Genomic DNA, 16,105 nt, shown 5'->3' with positions numbered 1-16,105 from the left:
CCCGGTAGACTCGGCACCGGACATTCCGGACCGAGGAGCGCCGCGTGCCCCATACCCGTACCCGCCCCGGCGGCCGGATCGTGGCCGCGCTGCTCGCGCTCGCGCTGGCCGCCGTGGCCGTCGTGGCGCTCGCCCGGTTCGACGCGGCGGACCGGATCCGCGAGCGGGTCGCCCCCGAGCCCTCCCCCGGCTGCATCGCCGACGACCCCACGAGCGGGGGCTGCCTGACCCCGGCCACGCTGGCGCTGCACGAGCGGGCCGTGGCCGAGTTCGGAAACCGGCTGCGCGGCACCACCTGCTGGAGCGCGCACGAGTGGAACCCCTCCAGCGACCATCCGCAGGGCCGGGCCTGCGACTTCTTCCCCACCCGCGCCGGCACCTTCCCCGAGGGCGCCGACCTGGAGACCGGGTGGGCGGTCGCGAACTGGCTGCGGGACAACGCCGCCGAGCTCGACGTGCGGTACGTGATCTGGCAGGGCCGGATCTGGTACCGCAGCGCGTTCTTCGCGGACGAGGGAGGCTGGGGCCGCCCGTACAACGGCGGCGGCGTCTACGACCCGTCGGACGCCACCGGCGGCCACTTCGACCACGTCCACGTGTCCGTGCGACGGTAGCCGGGTGGTCGCCTGGCTGAGCTGGTCCTGCGGCAAGGACGGCGCCTACACGCTGGGGCTGCGGCCGGACGTCATCGGCCTGTTCACCACGGTCTCGACCGGCCGGGTCCCGGTGCACGGCGTGCCGCGGGAGCTGGTCGAGGCGCAGGCCTCGGCGCTGGGCCTCCCCCTGCACGTCGTCGAGCTGCCCTGGCCGTGCCCGAACGCGGAGTACGAGCGACGGACGGGTGCCGCCCTCGCTGCCGCCCGCGCGACCGGCGCGGACACGATCGTCTACGGCGACCTGTTCCTGGCCGACATCCGCGCCTACCGCGAGCGCACGCTGGCCGGTACCGGTCTCACGCCCGAGTTCCCGTTGTGGGGCAGGCCCACCGGCCCCCTCGCCCGGGAGATGATCGCGGCCGGGCTGCGCGCCGTCGTCGTCTCCGTCGACCCGGCCCGGGTACCGGCGGGCCTGGCCGGGCACGCGTTCGACGAGGAGTTCCTCGCCGCCCTGCCCGACGGTGTCGACCCGTGCGGGGAGAACGGCGAGTTCCACACCTTCGTCACGGACGGCCCCGGCTTCCGCACGCCCGTGCCCGTCGCGGTCACCGGTTCCGGGGAGCGGGACGGGATGGTGGTCGCGGAACTCAGTCCACGACCGTGACCTCCCCCGGCCGCAACCACCGGACGCGGTCCCGCACGTCGGGCGCGGCGGCGAAGGCCCGCTCCACCTCGGCCCGGCCCTCCCGGAAGTGCGACCAGCCCTCGTAGTGCACCGGGACCACCACCCGCGGCCGCAGCGCGCGGCAGGTCGCGACGGCCTGCTCCCCGCTCATGCTGTAGCGCAACGGCCCCGTGACCGGGAACCGCACACGGCCGAGGTGCAGCACCGCGACGTCGACGGTCAGTCGCCGCACCACCTCGCGGGTGCCGCGGAAGGGCACGGTGTCCCCGGAGATCCACAGCACGCCGTCCGGGAGCGCGAGCGCGAAGCCGATCACCGCGCCCGCCACCGGCCGGCTCAGCGGCGGGCCGTGCCGACAGGGGGTCGCGGTGACCCCGACATCGACGCCGACGTCTCCGATCCGGGTGGACGCCCAGGGTGCGAGCCCGAGCGCTCCGCCGCCCAGCCGTCGCGCCCCGGGGAGCGTGGTGACGACGGTGCCGACCCCGGAGAGCAGGGCGCGGCCGCGGTCGTCGAGGTTGTCGGCGTGGTGGTCGTGGCTGAGCAGGACCGCGTCGATCGGCCCCAGCTCCTCCGGGTCGAGGGCCGGACCGGCCAGCTTGCGCGACGACGTCCCCCAGCCGAACCCGTACCGCCGGCCGGGCGGGTCGAAGGTCGGGTCGGTGAGGATCCGCAGGCCGGCGGCCTCGATCAGCAGGGTCGGGCCGCCGACGTGCGTGAGCCGCAGGGGGGTGTCGGAGGGTTCAGGCACGGGCGTTGCGGAGCGCCCAGGCCAGGACGTAGTCGGCGACGTCCTCCCAGCCCGGCGCCGCGGGCAGCAGGTGCGGCATGCCGCTGAACTCGACCACCCGGGTCAGGGTCTTGTCCGAGCGGTAGTGCCTCGCGTTCGACCACTGCACCTTCGGCGGCATGATGTTGTCCTCGGTGCCCGCGACGAACAGCAGCGGCGCGCGGTCGTCGTTGCCGTAGTCGACCCAGGTCCCCTGGTGGCCGGGGATCAGGTTGGCCAGCGCGCTCTCGAACAGGATGTGCCCGGACACCGGGACGGCGTAGCGCTCGTAGAGCGCGCGGGCCTCGGCCTCGGGGAAGGTGTTGGTGAAGGCGTAGTTCCACTGCTCGAAGTCGTAGCGGACCGCCTTGTTCCGGTTGGCCGGGTTCCTCAGCACCGGGAACGTGGACTTCACCTGGCTGACCGGCACCACCGGCACGCCCTCCGTGGGCGCCGAGTTCAGCGCCACGCCCGCGGCGCCGTACCCCTTGTCCATCAGCAGCTGGGTGAACACCCCGCCGGCGGAGTGCCCGATCAGGATCGGGGGCGTGTCGAGCGCCTGCACCACGGACTCCAGGTGCTCGACGATGCCGGGGATCGTGATCGCCTCGACGGGCGCGGGGTCGGCGTTGAGCGCCTCCACCTCCACCTCGAAGCCGGGGTAGCCGGGGGCGAGCACGCGGAACCCGCGCTTCTCGTAGTGCGCGACCCAGTTCTCCCAGCTGCGCGGGGTCACCCAGAAACCGTGGATCAGGACGATGGTGTCGGTCATGCGGAGAGCTCCCGGCAGAAGGCCAGCAGGTCGGTGGACAGCCGCTGGGCGTGGGTGTCGGTGATGCCGTGCGGGGCGCCGGGATAGACCGTCAGCGTCGCCCCCTTGACGCGGTCCGCGGACGCCCGGCCGCCCACGTCGATCGGCACGACCTGGTCGTCGTCGCCGTGGATCACCAGGGTCGGCAGGCCCGCGTCGCTCACCGCGTCGAGGTCCGGCCGGAAGTCGGTGGCCGAGAAGGCGGCGATGCACTCGAAGGCGTTGCGGTGCCCGGACTGCATGCCCTGCAGCCAGAACGCGTCCCGGATGCCCTGCGACGGCGCCTGCCCCGGCCGGTTGCCGCCGAAGAACGGGCCGTCGGCGAGGTCGCGGTAGGTCTGGCTGCGGTCGGCGAGGCTGCCGCGCCGGATCTCGTCGAAGACCTCGATCGGCACGCCGCCGGGGTTGTCGTCCGTGCGCAGCATGAAGGGCGGCACGGCCGACACGAGCACCAGCCCGCGGACCCGGGCGGTGCCGTGCCGGCCGACGTAGCGCGCGACCTCGCCGCCGCCGGTGGAGAACCCGACGAGCACGACGTCCCGGAGGTCCAGGGTGTCGACCAGGCAGGCGAGGTCGTCGGCGTAGGTGTCCATCTCGTTGCCGTGCCAGGTCTGCGTCGACCGCCCGTGGCCGCGGCGGTCGTGGGCGATCGCGCGGAACCCGTTGGCCGCCAGGAACAGCTGCTGGGCCTGCCAGCTGTCCGCCTGCAGCGGCCAGCCGTGCGCGAGGACGACGGGTGGCCCCTCGCCCCAGTCCTTGTAGAAGATCTCGGCCCCGTCGGGCGTGGTCACGGTCGGCATCGGGCGGCTCCTCGGATCGGGCTCCGGTCGGCGGACCCACCGTGGCCGCGGCGGCCGCGGGTCCGAATCACGTGAGATGCGTAGTCCCGTCCGTGGTCCCGTCCGGAGTCCGGTGCGTGGTCCCGTCCGGGGCCGCGAGCCGGGCGGCGAGCTGCCGGCGGTCGGCCACGGCGAGCTTCCGGAAGACCTTGCGCAGGTGGTAGTCGACGGTGTGCCGGGACAGCGTGAGCCGCGCGGCGATCTCGACGTTGGTCGCGCCGCGCGCGGCGAGCGCCGCCACCGACGTCTCCTGCGGGGTCAGCGGCCCGTGCGCGGCGTGCTCTCCCGTGGCCCGCAGCTCCCGGCGGGCCCGGGCGGCGAACCCGGCCGCGCCCAGGGCGTCGAACGCCTCCGCCGCGGCTCGCAGCTCGGCCCGGGCGTCCCGGCGGCGCTTCCCGCGGCGCAGCCACTCGCCGTACAGCAGCCGGGTGCGGGCCAGCTCGCCCGCGGCGAGGGTCCGCTCCAGGCGCCGGGCCGACTCCCGGAAGGCCGCCTCGACGACGTCGGGCCCCGTTGCCGGCTCGCGGGCGGCGACGAGGGCCCGGGCCCGCGCCGCGAGCCCGCACGCCAGGTCGGTGCCGCTCGCCTCGGCGATCCCGGCCAGGTCCGCGGCGGCCGCGGCCGCCTCCGCGGACCTCCCGGCGAACGCCGCGGCCTCGGCCAGGTCACCCAGGACCAGGTTGCCGACCTGCAGGAACCGGGCCTCGCGGATGCCCGCGGCGACCTCGTGGGCCGCGGCGACGCGGCCGTCGGCGAGGTCGAGCACCACGCGGGCGTGGTCCGCGATCGTCCCCATCCCGATCATCCCGATGCCACGGGCGAACGCGCCGGCGGCGGCCAGCTCGGCACGCAGGTCGGCGGACCCGGCGCCGCCCTCCCAGGCCCGGCACGTCACGTTCGTGTGGATGGCCTCGACCACCGGGGAGAGCCCGATCGCCCGGCCGGCCGCGCGGGACTCGTCGAGCAGCGCGTTCGCGGCGCGCGGCAGCCCCAGGGCCGCCGCGGTCTGCGAGTGCATCCACAGCACCGAGTGCAGGACCTGCAGCGCGCCGACCCGCCGGGCCTCCTCGGCGGCGCGGCGCAGGAGGCGGTCGCGCGCGGCGTCGTCGAACAGGGCGGTGGTGACCGCGACGCCGATCATGACGTACCGCAGGGCCGCCTCGGGTCCGGCGGCGAGCAACGCCCTGCACGCGCGACGCAGCGACCCGACGGCCTCCGCGTAGGGCCGCAGGGCCAGCGTCGCCATCGCGCGGAGCAGCAGTCCGGGCAGCTCCGGCCCCTTCGGGGTGCTGCGCAGGGCCCGGGCCGCCAGCTCGGCCGTCGTCGTGCCGAGGACCTCGTGCTCGACGGTGAGCAGCAGCTCGACGGCCCGCAGCAGGGCCGCGACCTCCCGGTCCGGGTCCACCTCGGCGAAGGCGTCGGCCGCCGCCAGGCACACCGCCGGCGCCGCCCGCACCCGGTCCGCGACCCCCGACACCAGCCGGACCTCCGCCCGGGCCAGCAGCGCCCGGCCGCGGCGCGCGCCCGTGAGCTCCTCGACGGGCAGCACCTCGACGATCTCCCCGGCCCGCGCCGGGTACCCGGCCGCGGTGAGCGACTCGGCGGCGTCGAGCAGCCGGTCCGTCCGGCGCGGACCCTCCGGGGTCAGCTCCGCGGCGCGCTGCAGGAAGCGGGCGCGCGCCGCCTGCCCGCCGCGCCCGGCCGCCCGCCGGCCCGCCTCCTCCAGCGCTGCGGCCACCTGCTCGTCGCGGCCGACGGTCGCCGCCGCGAGGTGCCAGGCGTGCCCGATCGTGCCGGTGCCGAAGGCGTGGGCGACGGCCCGGTGCGCGCGGCGGCGGTCGCCGGCGGGGGCGCCGGAGTAGACCGCGGCGGCGACCAGCGGGTGCCGGAACTCCGCCCGCGCGTCGAGCCGGACCAGCCCGGCCTCCTCGGCGGGTTCGGCGGCGTCCGCGGCCAGACCCAGCACGGCGGCGGCCGCGCCGACCAGGCCGGGTTCCCCCGACCCCGCGGTGGCGGCGACGAGCAGCCAGGTCCGGGTGTCCGGCGGCAGCGCGCCCACCCGCCCGAGGTAGTGGCGCTCGAGCGTCGGGCCGATCGGCAGCGGCTCGGGCAGCAGCGTCCCACCCACCAGCTGGTGCCCGGACAGGGACGGGGCGAGCTCGACGACGGCCAGCGGGTTCCCGGCCGTGGCCGTGACGATTCGCTCGGCTATAGGCGGGTCGACGGGGCGGCCGAGCACGCGGTCGAGCAGGTCGATCGCGGCGGCGCGGGGCAGGCCGCCGACGGGTAGGCAGGGCAGGTCGTCGAACGGGCCGTCCACCGGGCCGGGCTCGGCCGTGCGCTCCGCGAGGAGCAGCCCGAGCCCGTCCTCGTGCAGCCGGCGCGCGGTGAAGGCGAGGACGTCGCGCGAGTCCGCGTCGATCCACTGCAGGTCGTCGACGCAGCACAGCAGCGGGCCGTCGGCCGCCGCGGCCTCGACGGCGACGCGCACGGCCGCGCCGATCCGGAAGCGGTCCGGCGGCGGGCCCGCGACCAGCCCGAACGCCAGGTTCAGCGCCTCGCGCTGCGGCGCGGGCAGGGTCTCGACGGGCACGCGCAGTGCGAGCAGCAGCCGCTGCACCCCGGCGAAGGGCAGGGCGCTCTCGGACCCCACGCCGGCCATCCGGACCACGCGGAGCCCGCGCTCCGCGGCGGCACCGGTGGCGTGGCCGAGCAACGCGGTCTTCCCGACGCCCGGGTCCCCCACCAGCCGCAGCACGGCCGACCCGCCCGCGGCCACGGCGTCGGCCAGGTCCTCGAGCCGGGCGCGTTCGACCTCCCGTCCCAGCAGCACGGCTTCCCCCTCCACCCCCACCCGCGCCGAGCCTGCCGAGGCCACCGGCCCGCCGACAAGGACACGGAGGTCGTGGATCAGGACATGCGGCCGGTCAGCCGACCCGCACGCCCGTCGTCCGGAAGCGGAGGCGGTAGTCGGTGGGGCCGATGCCGAACGCGCGGGTGAACGCCCGGCGCAGCGCCTCGGCCGACCCGAACCCGGCCCGGCGGGCGACGGCGTCGAGCGGCAGGTCGGAGGCCTCCAGCAGGGAGCGGGCCGCCTCGATCCGCACCTGCTCGACGTACCGCGCCGGCGTCGTGCCGATCTCGCGGAGGAACACGCGGGCCAGGTGCCGCTCGCTGAAGCCGGCGCGGGCGCTCAGCGCCGCCAGCCGGTGGTCGGCCGCCGGTTCCGCGACGACGGCGTCGAGCAGGGCGCGCACGGTCGCGTTGCGCGTCGCGCCGGTCTCGAGCCGCACACTGAACTGGGCCTGGCCGCCCGGCCGCTGCAGGAACACCACGAGGTACCGGGCGACCTCGCGGGCCAGCTCCGGGCCGTGGTCGGCCTCGACCAGGGCGAGGGCCAGGTCGATGCCCGCCGTGACGCCGGCGGAGGTGTAGAGCGGCCCGTCCTCGACGAAGATCGGGCCGCGCTGCACGTCGGCCGCGGGGAAGGCCCGCTCCAGCTCGTCGAGGAACATCCAGTGGGTCGTGGCGCGCCGGCCGTCGAGCAGGCCGAGCGCCCCGAGCAGGAAGGCACCGGCGCACACCGCGGCGACCCGGCGGCACCGGTCCGCGCCGTCCCGCAGGGCGTCGAGGACGTCGGGGGCCAGCATGATCTCGCGGAACGCGTAGGACCCGGGGACGACGACGGTGTCGAGCGGCCCGGTGTGCTCTCCCATCGTCCCCTGCACACCCATGCGCAGTCCCGACCCGCCGACGACGTCCGCCCCGTGCGGGGACACGACCCGCACCTCGTAGGCGCCGCCGCCGGCGATCGCGTCGGCGGCGGAGAACACCTCGGCCGGGCCGGTGAGGTCGAGGACCTGCGCACCGTCGAAGGCCAGCAGGACGACGGTGCGCGGGCTCATGGCCGGATGTCTACCGGGCGAGCAGGTCCTCGACCAGGGTGCCGACGGCCTCGGACTCGATGAGGAAGCCGTCGTGGCCGTAGGGGGACTCGATCACCCGCAGCTCGGCGTCGGGGATCCCCGCGGCCAGCTCCTCCTGCTGCGAGACCGGGTAGAGCCGGTCCGAGCTGATCCCGACGACGGTGGTGCGGGCCGTGACCCGGGCCAGCGCCTCGGCCGTGCCGCCCCGCCCGCGCCCGACGTCGTGGGCGTTCATCAGCTCGGTGAGCCGCACGTAGGAGCCGGCGTCGAAGCGGTGCACCAGCTTCGCGGCGTGGTGGTCCAGGTAGGACTCGACCGCGTAGCGGCCGCCCTGGAAGGGGTCCTCGCCGGTCTGCGGCTCGCGGCCGAAGCGGGTGGCCAGCTCGATGCCGCTTCGGTAGCTCAGGTGCGCGATCCGCCGGGCGACGCCCAGGCCGGCGTGCGGCCCGGACCCCGCCGGGAGGTGGTGGTAGTCGCCGCCGAGCCAGCCCGGGTCGGCGCGGATCGCCGCGAGCTGCGGGGCCGCCCAGCCGATCTGGTCGGCCGAGGCCGCCGCGGGCGAGGCCAGCAGCATCAGCCGGGCCGCGCGGTCCGGCTCGGTCGCGGCCCACTCGAGCGCGCGCATGCCGCCCATCGATCCGCCGACGACCAGTGCCCACGTGCCCACGCCGAGCGCGTCCGCCAGCGCGACCTCGGCCCGGACCGTGTCCCGGGCGGTGACCAGCGGGAACCGGCTGCCCCAGGGCCGCCCGTCCGGCGCCGTGGACGCCGGGCCCGTGGTGCCCTGGCAGCCGCCGACGACGTTCGGCGCCACCACGAAGAACCGGTCGGTGTCCAGCGGGCGGCCCGGCCCGATCAGGCCGTCCCACCAGCCGGCGGTGGGGTGCCCCGGTCCGGCCGGGCCGGTGACGTGCGAGTCCCCGGTGAGGGCGTGCAGGACCAGCACCGCGTTGGACCCGGTGGCGTCGAGCTCGCCCCAGGTCTCGTGGGCGAGCCGGACACCCGTGAGCTCCCCACCCGCCTCCAGCGGGAGCGGGTCGGGGAGGTCCAGGAAGCGGCGACGGCCGGGATCCGTCCCCTCCCGCCACGCTCCGGTGGCGGGAGGGAGCAGAGTCTCCGGATCCGTGGTCGTCACGCGCTCTTCGCGGCCCGGAACCCGGCGTCGAGGTCGGCCTTGATGTCCTCGATGCCCTCCAGGCCCACCGACAGCCGGATGAGGCCCGGGCCGACGCCCGTCGACAGCTGCTCCTCGCCGGAGAGCTGGCTGTGGGTGGTGGACGCGGGGTGGATCACCAGGCTGCGCACGTCGCCGATGTTGGCGAGGTGGCTGTGCAGCTCCAGCGCGTCGACGAACTTCTTGCCGGCCTCGACGCCGCCGCGGATGTCGAACGCGACGACCGCGCCCGCGCCCTTCGGCAGGTACTTCTGCTGCAGCGCGTGCCACGGGCTCGACGGCAGCGCGGCGTAGTAGACCTGCTCCACCTCGTCCCGCGCCTCGAGCCACTCGGCCACCGCGAGGGCGTTCTGCACGTGCCGCTCGATGCGCAGCGACAGCGTCTCGATGCCCTGGATCAACAGGAAGGAGTTCAGCGGGGCGATCGCCGGGCCGAGGTCGCGCAGCAGCTGCACCCGGAACTTGATCAGGAAGGACTGCGGGCCGAGCGCCTCCCAGTAGTTGAGGCCGTGGTAGCTCGGGTCCGGGGTGGTCAGACCCGGGAACTTCGCCGCCTGCGCCCCCCAGTCGAAGTTGCCGGAGTCGACGACCACGCCGCCGATGCTCGTGCCGTGCCCGCCGAGGAACTTGGTGGCCGAGTGCACGACGATGTCCGCACCGTGCTCGAACGGGCGGACCAGGTACGGGGTGGGGACCGTGTTGTCGACGATCAGCGGCACGCCGGCCTCGTGGGCCAGGTCGGCGACGGCGCGGATGTCCAGCACGTTGCTGCGCGGGTTGCCGATGGTCTCGGCGTAGAAGGCCTTGGTGTTCGGGCGGACCGCGGCGCGCCACTCCTCGGCGTCGTCCGGGTCCTCGACGAACGTGACGTCGATGCCCAGCTTCGGCAGCGTGTAGTGGAACAGGTTGTACGTGCCGCCGTAGAGTGAGGCGCTGGACACGAAGTGGTCCCCGGCCTGCGCGATGTTGAGGATCGCGAGCGTCTGCGCGGCCTGTCCGGAGGCGACGGCCACGGCCCCGATCCCGCCCTCGAGCGCGGCGATCCGCTGCTCCAGGACGTCCTGGGTCGGGTTCATGATCCGGGTGTAGATGTTGCCCAGCTCGGCGAGGCCGAACAGCGCCGCGGCGTGGTCGGTGTCGCGGAAGGTGTACGACGTCGTCTGGTAGATCGGGGTGGCCCGGGCACCGGTGGTCGGGTCGGCGGAGGCGCCGGCGTGGACCTGCTTGGTCTCGAAGGACCAGGCGGCGGTGGGGTCGTTCTCGGGCATGCGGGGTCTCCTGAGGTGATCTTTCGGGGGCTACGCGTGGGGAGGTGGGTCAGCCGCGCGGGCGACAGGCCGCGCTGGTCACGCGCATGAAGTCGACATGGCGACGGGCCACGAGGCGGATCACGATGGCGACGGTAACGGGGTCGTCATACCGGCACAACACCGGTCCGGGTGGCCCTCGGCCCGGCGGCTAGGCTGCCGGGCGTGCTCGTCCTGCTGCCCCCGTCGGAGACCAAGCGGGCCGGAGGTGACGGGCCGCCGCTCCATCTCGCGGCGCTGAGCCACCCCGAGCTCGACCCCGTCCGCAAGGCGCTGGTCGACGAGCTGGTCGGACTGGCCGACGACGTCCCCGCCTGCCGGGCGGCCCTCGGCCTGTCGGAGCGGCAGCTCGACGAGATCGAGCGCAACGCCGCCCTGTGGACCTCCCCCACCGCACCGGCGATCACCCGGTACACCGGTGTGCTCTACGACGCGCTCGACGTCGGATCGATGCGCGGGGCCGCCGCCGGCCGGGCGCGGGAGCGGCTCGCCGTGGGATCGGCGTTGTTCGGGCTGCTCCACGCGGACGACCCGATCCCGGCGTACCGGCTGTCGGCCGGCTCGGAACTCCCCGCGGGCGGGACGCTGGCGGTGCGGTGGAAGCCGGTGCTGGAGCCCGTTCTGGCGAGGCTGGCTTCGGAACGGTTGGTGGTGGATCTGCGGTCGGGCGCGTACGCGCAGCTCGCGCGGGTGCCCGGCGCGGTCACGGTCACCGTGCTCGCCGCCCGCCCCGACGGCTCGCGCTCGCTGGTGAGCCACCACAACAAGTCGCACAAGGGCGGACTGGCGCGGCTGCTCGTGAGCAGTCGGGCGGAGCCGGCCGACGCGGCGGCGGTCGCGCGCATCGCCCGCCGCGCCGGCCACGTGGTCGAGCGCAGCGAGAACCACCTCGACCTGGTCATTCCCGCCTGACCTCCCGCGAGTCGCGCCCTCTGCTCCCGCGAGTCGCGCTCCGAGCTCCCGCGAGTCGCGCCCTCAGCTCCCGCGAGTCGCGCTCCGAGCTTCCGCGAGTCGCGCCCTCACTTCCGCGAGTCGGCAGGTCCGGCCGGCGGCTGATCCGGGCCGGCCGGCTGCGGCTGCCGCTGCACGTCCCCGGGGTGCCGGACCCGGCCGTCGCCGACACCGCCGCCCGGTTCGTCGCGCAGGGCACCGTCGGGGCGATCCAGGGCTGGCTGGACCTGCCCGGGGAGCCGGACGTCGCGGTGTTCGAGGACGTCTACCGCGCGCTGGTTCCCCCGTGGTGGGTGCAGGGATGAGCGGGCGCGCCCGCACCGCGGGGCCGGCGCCCGCGGTCCTCGCGCCGGCCGGCTGCTCGGACGGTGCAGCGCCCGTCGACGCGGCGAGCGGCAGCGCCGGCTCACCGGCGCCTGGGAGCCGATCCGCAGCGAGCTGGCCGACTTCGCCGTCCGCGTCGGCCGCCCGGTCCTGTGCGACTACGAGGGGCACGGAAACCGGTTGACCCCGCCACACGTCCTGCGCGACCCTCTCCCCGACCGACGTGACGTGGAGGAGGTGCCCCGATGACGACCGCCGCCCGGGTGGCGGCGCGTTCCGGCGCGCCCTCCGGCCACCACCGCACCCCGCGCTGAGGTCGCTCGCGTGGGGTGTTCACCCCACGTCAGGAGAACCTTCCTCAAATGCGCGAGCGCATGCCCAAGCGCCGTCGTGGCTTCGACGACGAGTACGACGGCGAGTACGTCCCCCACCCCGTCCACCTGCACGAGGACCCGGACCTCCCGCCCGCGGGCGACCGCTGGTCCACCTGGACCGGGGCCCAGCAGGGCCCCGAGCCCCGCCCGGCCTGGGTGGAGACCGCGCATGCCGCGGTCGACACCGAGCTCGGCGTGCTCAAGACCGGCAAGGAGGCCGACGTCCACCTCGTCGAGCGCGGCGTGTCCGGCTCGCCCGGGGTGCTGTTGGCCGCCAAGCGGTACCGCACCGCCGAGCACCGGATGTTCCACCGCGACGCCGGCTACCAGGAGGGGCGCCGCGTGCGCCGCTCCCGGGAGATGCGGGCGATGACGAACCGGACCGCGTTCGGCCGCGAGCTGCTGTCCGGGCAGTGGGCGGCCGCGGAGTTCGCGGCGCTGGCCACGCTGTGGTCGGCCGGGCTGCCGGTTCCCTATCCCGTCCAGCTCGACGGCACCGAGCTGCTGCTCGAGTTCGTCGGGGACGGGACACGGGCCGCGCCTCGGCTGGCCCAGCTCCGTCCGTCGGGCCCCGAGCTGGCCGAGCTGTGGGAGCAGCTGGTCGAGGCCCTGCGCGGGCTGGCCCGGCACGGCTGGGCGCACGGCGACCTGTCCGCCTACAACCTGCTGGTGCACCACGGCCGGCTGGTGCTGATCGACCTGCCGCAGGTCGTCGACCTGGTGGGCAACCCGCACGGAGCAGACTTCCTTGTCCGCGACGTCCGGCGTGTCGCGGAGTGGTTCACCGCCCGCGGCCTGCCGGACTCCGCCGGCGAGGAGCTCTTCCACGAGCTCGTCGCCGAGGCCGGCCTGGGGTGAGCGAACGGCGCCCCCGCTCACGTCTCGTGGGCGGGGGCACCGCTCGTCGACCGGCCCGGGAGCTGCGGCGGGAGCCCGAACGCGCGGAGCGCGCTCTCGTCGAAGCGCGTCATGGCGCCGATCCGGGCGCCGGTGAGGGTGAGGACGTAGACGCCGGCACCCCGCCGGTCACCCGTGCGCAGGTAGGCACCGAACGCCGGCTGCCCGTTCGCGCGGGCGGGGACGAGATCGAACCTGCGGCCCGCGCGGAAGAGGCCGTCGCAGAAGCGGATCGCGAGATCGCGGCCCCGGTACTCGAAGGGCACCGGGGGCATCGCGAGGAAGACGTCCTCGGTCAGCAGGTCCACCAGTGCGTCGAGGTCCGCCGACTCCCACGCCCGGACGAAGGCCGCCACGGTCGCCGCCTCCGCGGGCGAGCCGGGAGCGGGCGGCGGTTCGTGCTCGCCGGGCGCCGGCAGCCGGCTCCGCAGGCCGGCGCGGGCGCGTTTGAGCGCGCTCTTCACCGCGTCGACCGTCGAGTCCACCATCTCCGCCACCTCGTCGGCGCGGAACCCGAGCACATCGCGCAGGACGAGCACGGCGACCTGCCGCGGAGGCAGGGTCTGCAGGGCGGTGACGAACGCCAGCGACACCGTTTCGGCACGTTCGTACCGGGCCTCGGGGCCGGGTTTCCGGTCGGGGACGCCGTCGAGCAGGGCGTCGGGCAACGGCTCGAGCCAGGTGACCTCGCCGAGCCGGGTCGGTTCGGGCGGTTCGACGCCGGGGACGTCCCACGCCGCCGCCGGGCGCCGGCTCGCCGACCGCCGCGCGTTGAGGCACCGGTTGGTCGCGATGCGGTAGAGCCAGGTACGCAGCGACGCGCGTCCCTCGAAGGCGGCGAACCCGCGCCAGGCGGCCAGCAGCGTCTCCTGCAGGGCGTCCTCGGCGTCGTGCACCGACCCGAGCATCCGGTAGCAGTGGACCTGCAACTCACGGCGGTACGGCTCGGTCAGCGCCGTGAACGCCGCCCCGTCACCGGCGCGCGCCCGGGACAGCAGATCGACCGCCACCACCGCGTCACCCCCTGCCACTCGCCCTGCCATGACGGACACATTCCGGTGGACGAAGGGGGCGCCCCTTCCGCGGACGTCGCGGTGTCCCATCCAGAGGATGCCGACCACACCGACCCGGGAGAACACGATGGGGAAGATCGTCGTCAGCGAGCACGTCTCGCTCGACGGAGTCGTCCAGGACCCGACGGGCGAGGAGGGTTTCGAGCGCGGTGGCTGGTTCCTGCGGATGAGCGCCGGGGACCGCGAGGCCTGGGCCGAGCTCGCCCTCGCCGAGGCGCGCGGGGCCGACGCGCTGCTGCTGGGGCGGCGCAGCGACGACTGGTTCGCCGCGCGGTGGCCGGCCCGGACCGGCGAGTGGGCGGACCGGTTGAACGGCCTGCGCAAGTACGTCGTGTCCGCGACCCTCGACGAGCCCCGCTGGAGCAACGCGACGGTGCTCGGGGGCGACCCGGTGGAGGAGGTCTCGGCGCTGGGGCGGGACGTGGACGGCGACGTGGTCGTCTACGCCAGCGCCGGGCTCGTCCGGACCCTGCTGGAGCACGACCTCGTCGACGAGCTGCGGCTCGTCGTGCACCCCGTCGTGCTCGGGGCCGGGAGGCGCCTCTTCGGGGACACCACGACGCACCTGCGGCTCGTCGGGGTCCGCACCGTCGGTGACGACCTCGCACTGCTCACCTACCGGCGCCCCTGACGGTCACGGTGGGCCAGCACACCCCTCGGCGACGCCGCCGGACGGCGCGAGTCCTGTAGGATCATCGGTGACCCCGCGGGCCACCTACTCGTGCCCGCGTTCCTGCACCATTCGTCGGGCGTGCTCCCCACCAGCCGCGCCCGGGCTCGTCCCCGTGCCGGCCGCGCAACGCCGCCGACCGCTCCGTGTGACGTGCCAACGTCCCGGAGGTCTCGTGACCAGTCCGTCCCGCCGCCCTGCCCGCCGTGCGGAGCAGCCCCGCCGTTCCGGTGGCGCACCACGTCGCCGTTCCGGCGCCCCGCAGCAGCGCCCGCTCCGGGCGGCCCGCACGCCCGTCATGCCCGAGGAAGTCCTCTGGACCGCTCCGGAGGCCGGGCTGCCCACCTTCGCCGAGCTCGGCCTGCCCGAGCCGGTGCTGCGCGCCCTGGAGTCCGAGGGCTTCACCGAGCCCCGCCCGATCCAGGCCGCCACGCTCCCGGAGACCCTGCGCGGCCGGGACCTGCTCGGTCGCGGCCAGACCGGCTCCGGCAAGACCCTCGCGTTCGGCCTCGCGCTCGTCGCGCGCCTCGCCGGCGGCCGGGCCCAGGCCCGCCGTCCACGCGGCCTGGTCCTGGTGCCGACGCGTGAGCTGGCGCAGCAGGTCGTCGATGCCGTGGAGCCCTTCGCGAGGGCGTTGCACCTGCGGCAGGCCGTCGTCGTCGGCGGGCTGTCGATGAACCGGCAGATCGACACGCTCGCCCGCGGCGTCGACCTGCTCGTCGCCACCCCCGGCCGGCTCACCGACCACCTGAACGAGGGCACCTGCGACCTGTCCGCCGTCGAGATCACCGCGATCGACGAGGCGGACCGCATGTCGGACATGGGCTTCCTGCCGCAGGTCCGGCGGATCCTCGACCGCACCCCGGCCGACGGCCAGCGGCTGCTGTTCTCCGCCACCCTCGACAACGAGGTGTCCACGCTGGTCGACCGTTACCTGCACGACCCGGTCACCCGCGCCGTCGCCTCGGCCGCCGCGCCCGTCGAAACCATGGACCACCACCTGTTCATGGTCGAGCGCGGCGACAAGAACCGGATCGTGCACGAGATCGCCGCCCGCGAGGGCCGCACGATCTTCTTCGTGCGCACCAAGCACGGCGCCGACCGCGTGGTGAAGCAGCTGCGCCGCGAGGGCGTGCAGGCCAGCGCGCTGCACGGCGGCAAGGCGCAGAACGCCCGCAACCGCGCGATCGACGCCTTCAAGGACGGCAGCATCCCGGTGCTGGTGGCCACGGACGTCGCCGCCCGCGGCATCCACGTCGACGACGTCAGCCTCGTCGTCCACGTCGACCCGCCCGGCGATCCGAAGGACTACCTGCACCGCGCCGGCCGCACCGCCCGGGGCGGGGAGTCGGGCGTGGTGGTCACCCTGGTCACGGATGCGGAGCGGCGCGACGTCGACACCCTGATGCGGCAGGCCGGCGTCACCCCCGAGGTGGCCGACGCGGCCCCCGGCTCGGTCTCGCTGGTCGAGGTCACCGGGGCGCGGCAGCCCAGCGGCGTCCCCGTCGAGGCGCCGAAGCCGCCGCAGCAGCAGCCCGCCGCCGGTACCGGACGGCGTCGCCGCGGCTCCGGGGGCGGGGCACCTGCCTCCGGTCAGGCCCGGTCGGGCGGCTCGTCCCGGGGCCAGCGGTCCGGCGGCCGGCGGGGTGGACGCGGCGGGAGCCCCCGCACCGCCGCCTGAGCACCGCCGTCCGACAGCGGGCGCGCCC

Annotated in this window: 15 protein-coding genes; 7 read left to right on the top strand and 8 right to left on the bottom strand. The window is 75.7% G+C overall.

All coding sequences use genetic code 11. The features are described 5' to 3' along the window. The first annotated feature begins 44 nt into the window (after positions 1-44). Positions 45-614, top strand: coding sequence for a VldE C-terminal domain-containing protein (locus ABD990_RS30605; RefSeq protein ID WP_345384260.1), 570 nt, complete (start codon positions 45-47; stop codon positions 612-614). 4 nt (positions 615-618) lie between these two features. Beyond that, positions 619-1,260, top strand: a complete 642-nt coding sequence (locus ABD990_RS30600; RefSeq protein WP_345384259.1) for a Dph6-related ATP pyrophosphatase — start codon at positions 619-621, stop codon at positions 1,258-1,260. Here the strand turns inward: ABD990_RS30600 and ABD990_RS30595 are convergent. The 7 genes from ABD990_RS30595 to ABD990_RS30565 all read right to left on the bottom strand — a co-directional run bounded on the left by ABD990_RS30595 (position 1,244) and on the right by ABD990_RS30565 (position 10,068). Then, on the bottom strand, positions 1,244-2,032 hold the full coding sequence (locus ABD990_RS30595; protein WP_345384258.1) for an MBL fold metallo-hydrolase: 789 nt from the start codon (positions 2,030-2,032) through the stop codon (positions 1,244-1,246). The genes ABD990_RS30600 and ABD990_RS30595 overlap by 17 nt on opposite strands. After that, positions 2,025-2,822, bottom strand: a complete 798-nt coding sequence (locus ABD990_RS30590; RefSeq protein ID WP_345384257.1) for an alpha/beta hydrolase — start codon at positions 2,820-2,822, stop codon at positions 2,025-2,027. Before ABD990_RS30590 ends, ABD990_RS30595 begins: the two co-directional genes overlap by 8 nt. Beyond that, positions 2,819-3,661: an alpha/beta fold hydrolase gene (locus tag ABD990_RS30585; protein WP_345384256.1), complete on the bottom strand. Its 843-nt coding sequence runs from the start codon at positions 3,659-3,661 to the stop codon at positions 2,819-2,821. The genes ABD990_RS30590 and ABD990_RS30585 overlap by 4 nt, the downstream gene beginning before the upstream one ends. A 67-nt stretch (positions 3,662-3,728) precedes the next feature. Beyond that, positions 3,729-6,533, bottom strand: coding sequence for an AAA family ATPase (locus ABD990_RS30580; RefSeq protein WP_345384255.1), 2,805 nt, complete (start codon positions 6,531-6,533; stop codon positions 3,729-3,731). 94 nt (positions 6,534-6,627) lie between these two features. Further along, positions 6,628-7,605 carry a GlxA family transcriptional regulator gene (locus ABD990_RS30575; RefSeq protein WP_345384254.1) on the bottom strand — a complete coding sequence of 326 codons (978 nt, stop codon included), beginning with the start codon at positions 7,603-7,605 and terminating at the stop codon, positions 6,628-6,630. 10 nt (positions 7,606-7,615) lie between these two features. Beyond that, complete coding sequence (gene metX, locus ABD990_RS30570; protein ID WP_345384253.1) at positions 7,616-8,761, bottom strand: homoserine O-acetyltransferase MetX; 1,146 nt, start codon at positions 8,759-8,761, stop codon at positions 7,616-7,618. After that, positions 8,758-10,068 (bottom strand): bifunctional o-acetylhomoserine/o-acetylserine sulfhydrylase, encoded by a 1,311-nt coding sequence (locus ABD990_RS30565; RefSeq protein ID WP_345384252.1) that lies wholly within the window; start codon positions 10,066-10,068, stop codon positions 8,758-8,760. Before ABD990_RS30565 ends, metX begins: the two co-directional genes overlap by 4 nt. 204 nt (positions 10,069-10,272) lie before the next feature. Here ABD990_RS30565 and yaaA point away from each other — a divergent pair, with 204 nt between their 5' ends. The 3 genes from yaaA to ABD990_RS30550 all read left to right on the top strand — a co-directional run bounded on the left by yaaA (position 10,273) and on the right by ABD990_RS30550 (position 12,614). Next, positions 10,273-11,019 (top strand): peroxide stress protein YaaA, encoded by a 747-nt coding sequence (yaaA, locus tag ABD990_RS30560; RefSeq protein ID WP_345384251.1) that lies wholly within the window; start codon positions 10,273-10,275, stop codon positions 11,017-11,019. A 185-nt stretch (positions 11,020-11,204) separates the two neighbouring features. Next, positions 11,205-11,363 carry a hypothetical protein gene (locus tag ABD990_RS30555; RefSeq protein ID WP_345384250.1) on the top strand — a complete coding sequence of 53 codons (159 nt, stop codon included), beginning with the start codon at positions 11,205-11,207 and terminating at the stop codon, positions 11,361-11,363. Between the two features lie 381 nt (positions 11,364-11,744). Beyond that, complete coding sequence (locus ABD990_RS30550) at positions 11,745-12,614, top strand: serine protein kinase RIO (RefSeq protein ID WP_345384249.1); 870 nt, start codon at positions 11,745-11,747, stop codon at positions 12,612-12,614. A gap of 17 nt (positions 12,615-12,631) precedes the next feature. On the opposite strand, the gene ABD990_RS30545 is transcribed toward ABD990_RS30550, so the two are convergent. Beyond that, the gene (locus ABD990_RS30545; RefSeq protein ID WP_345384248.1) at positions 12,632-13,696 is read right to left on the bottom strand and encodes a sigma-70 family RNA polymerase sigma factor; all 1,065 of its coding nucleotides are present in this window, start codon (positions 13,694-13,696) and stop codon (positions 12,632-12,634) included. Positions 13,697-13,763: 67 nt separating this feature from the next. On the opposite strand from ABD990_RS30545, the gene ABD990_RS30540 reads away from it, so the two are divergent. Further along, on the top strand, positions 13,764-14,357 hold the full coding sequence (locus ABD990_RS30540; protein WP_345384247.1) for a dihydrofolate reductase family protein: 594 nt from the start codon (positions 13,764-13,766) through the stop codon (positions 14,355-14,357). 337 nt (positions 14,358-14,694) lie between these two features. After that, the gene (locus ABD990_RS30535) at positions 14,695-16,077 is read left to right on the top strand and encodes a DEAD/DEAH box helicase (protein ID WP_345384246.1); all 1,383 of its coding nucleotides are present in this window, start codon (positions 14,695-14,697) and stop codon (positions 16,075-16,077) included. Positions 16,078-16,105: the final 28 nt, after the last annotated feature.

The sequence above is a fragment of the Pseudonocardia yuanmonensis genome, assembly GCF_039542425.1.
In the GTDB taxonomy this organism is placed as follows: domain Bacteria; phylum Actinomycetota; class Actinomycetes; order Mycobacteriales; family Pseudonocardiaceae; genus Pseudonocardia; species Pseudonocardia yuanmonensis.
Note: the sequence above shows the minus strand (reverse complement) of the source record. Positions and strands in the feature narration are given on the sequence as shown.

What these genes read in the sequence shown, in the direction of transcription:
- ABD990_RS30590 (WP_345384257.1), bottom strand. Translation starts at nt 2,822, where the DNA reads ATGACCGACACCATCGTCCTGATCCACGGTTTCTGGGTGACCCCGCGC.
- ABD990_RS30585 (WP_345384256.1), bottom strand. Translation starts at nt 3,661, where the DNA reads ATGCCGACCGTGACCACGCCCGACGGGGCCGAGATCTTCTACAAGGAC.
- ABD990_RS30575 (WP_345384254.1), bottom strand. Translation starts at nt 7,605, where the DNA reads ATGAGCCCGCGCACCGTCGTCCTGCTGGCCTTCGACGGTGCGCAGGTC.
- ABD990_RS30565 (WP_345384252.1), bottom strand. Translation starts at nt 10,068, where the DNA reads ATGCCCGAGAACGACCCCACCGCCGCCTGGTCCTTCGAGACCAAGCAG.
- ABD990_RS30550 (WP_345384249.1), top strand. Translation starts at nt 11,745, where the DNA reads ATGCGCGAGCGCATGCCCAAGCGCCGTCGTGGCTTCGACGACGAGTAC.
- ABD990_RS30545 (WP_345384248.1), bottom strand. Translation starts at nt 13,696, where the DNA reads ATGGCAGGGCGAGTGGCAGGGGGTGACGCGGTGGTGGCGGTCGATCTG.
- ABD990_RS30540 (WP_345384247.1), top strand. Translation starts at nt 13,764, where the DNA reads ATGCCGACCACACCGACCCGGGAGAACACGATGGGGAAGATCGTCGTC.
- ABD990_RS30535 (WP_345384246.1), top strand. Translation starts at nt 14,695, where the DNA reads ATGCCCGAGGAAGTCCTCTGGACCGCTCCGGAGGCCGGGCTGCCCACC.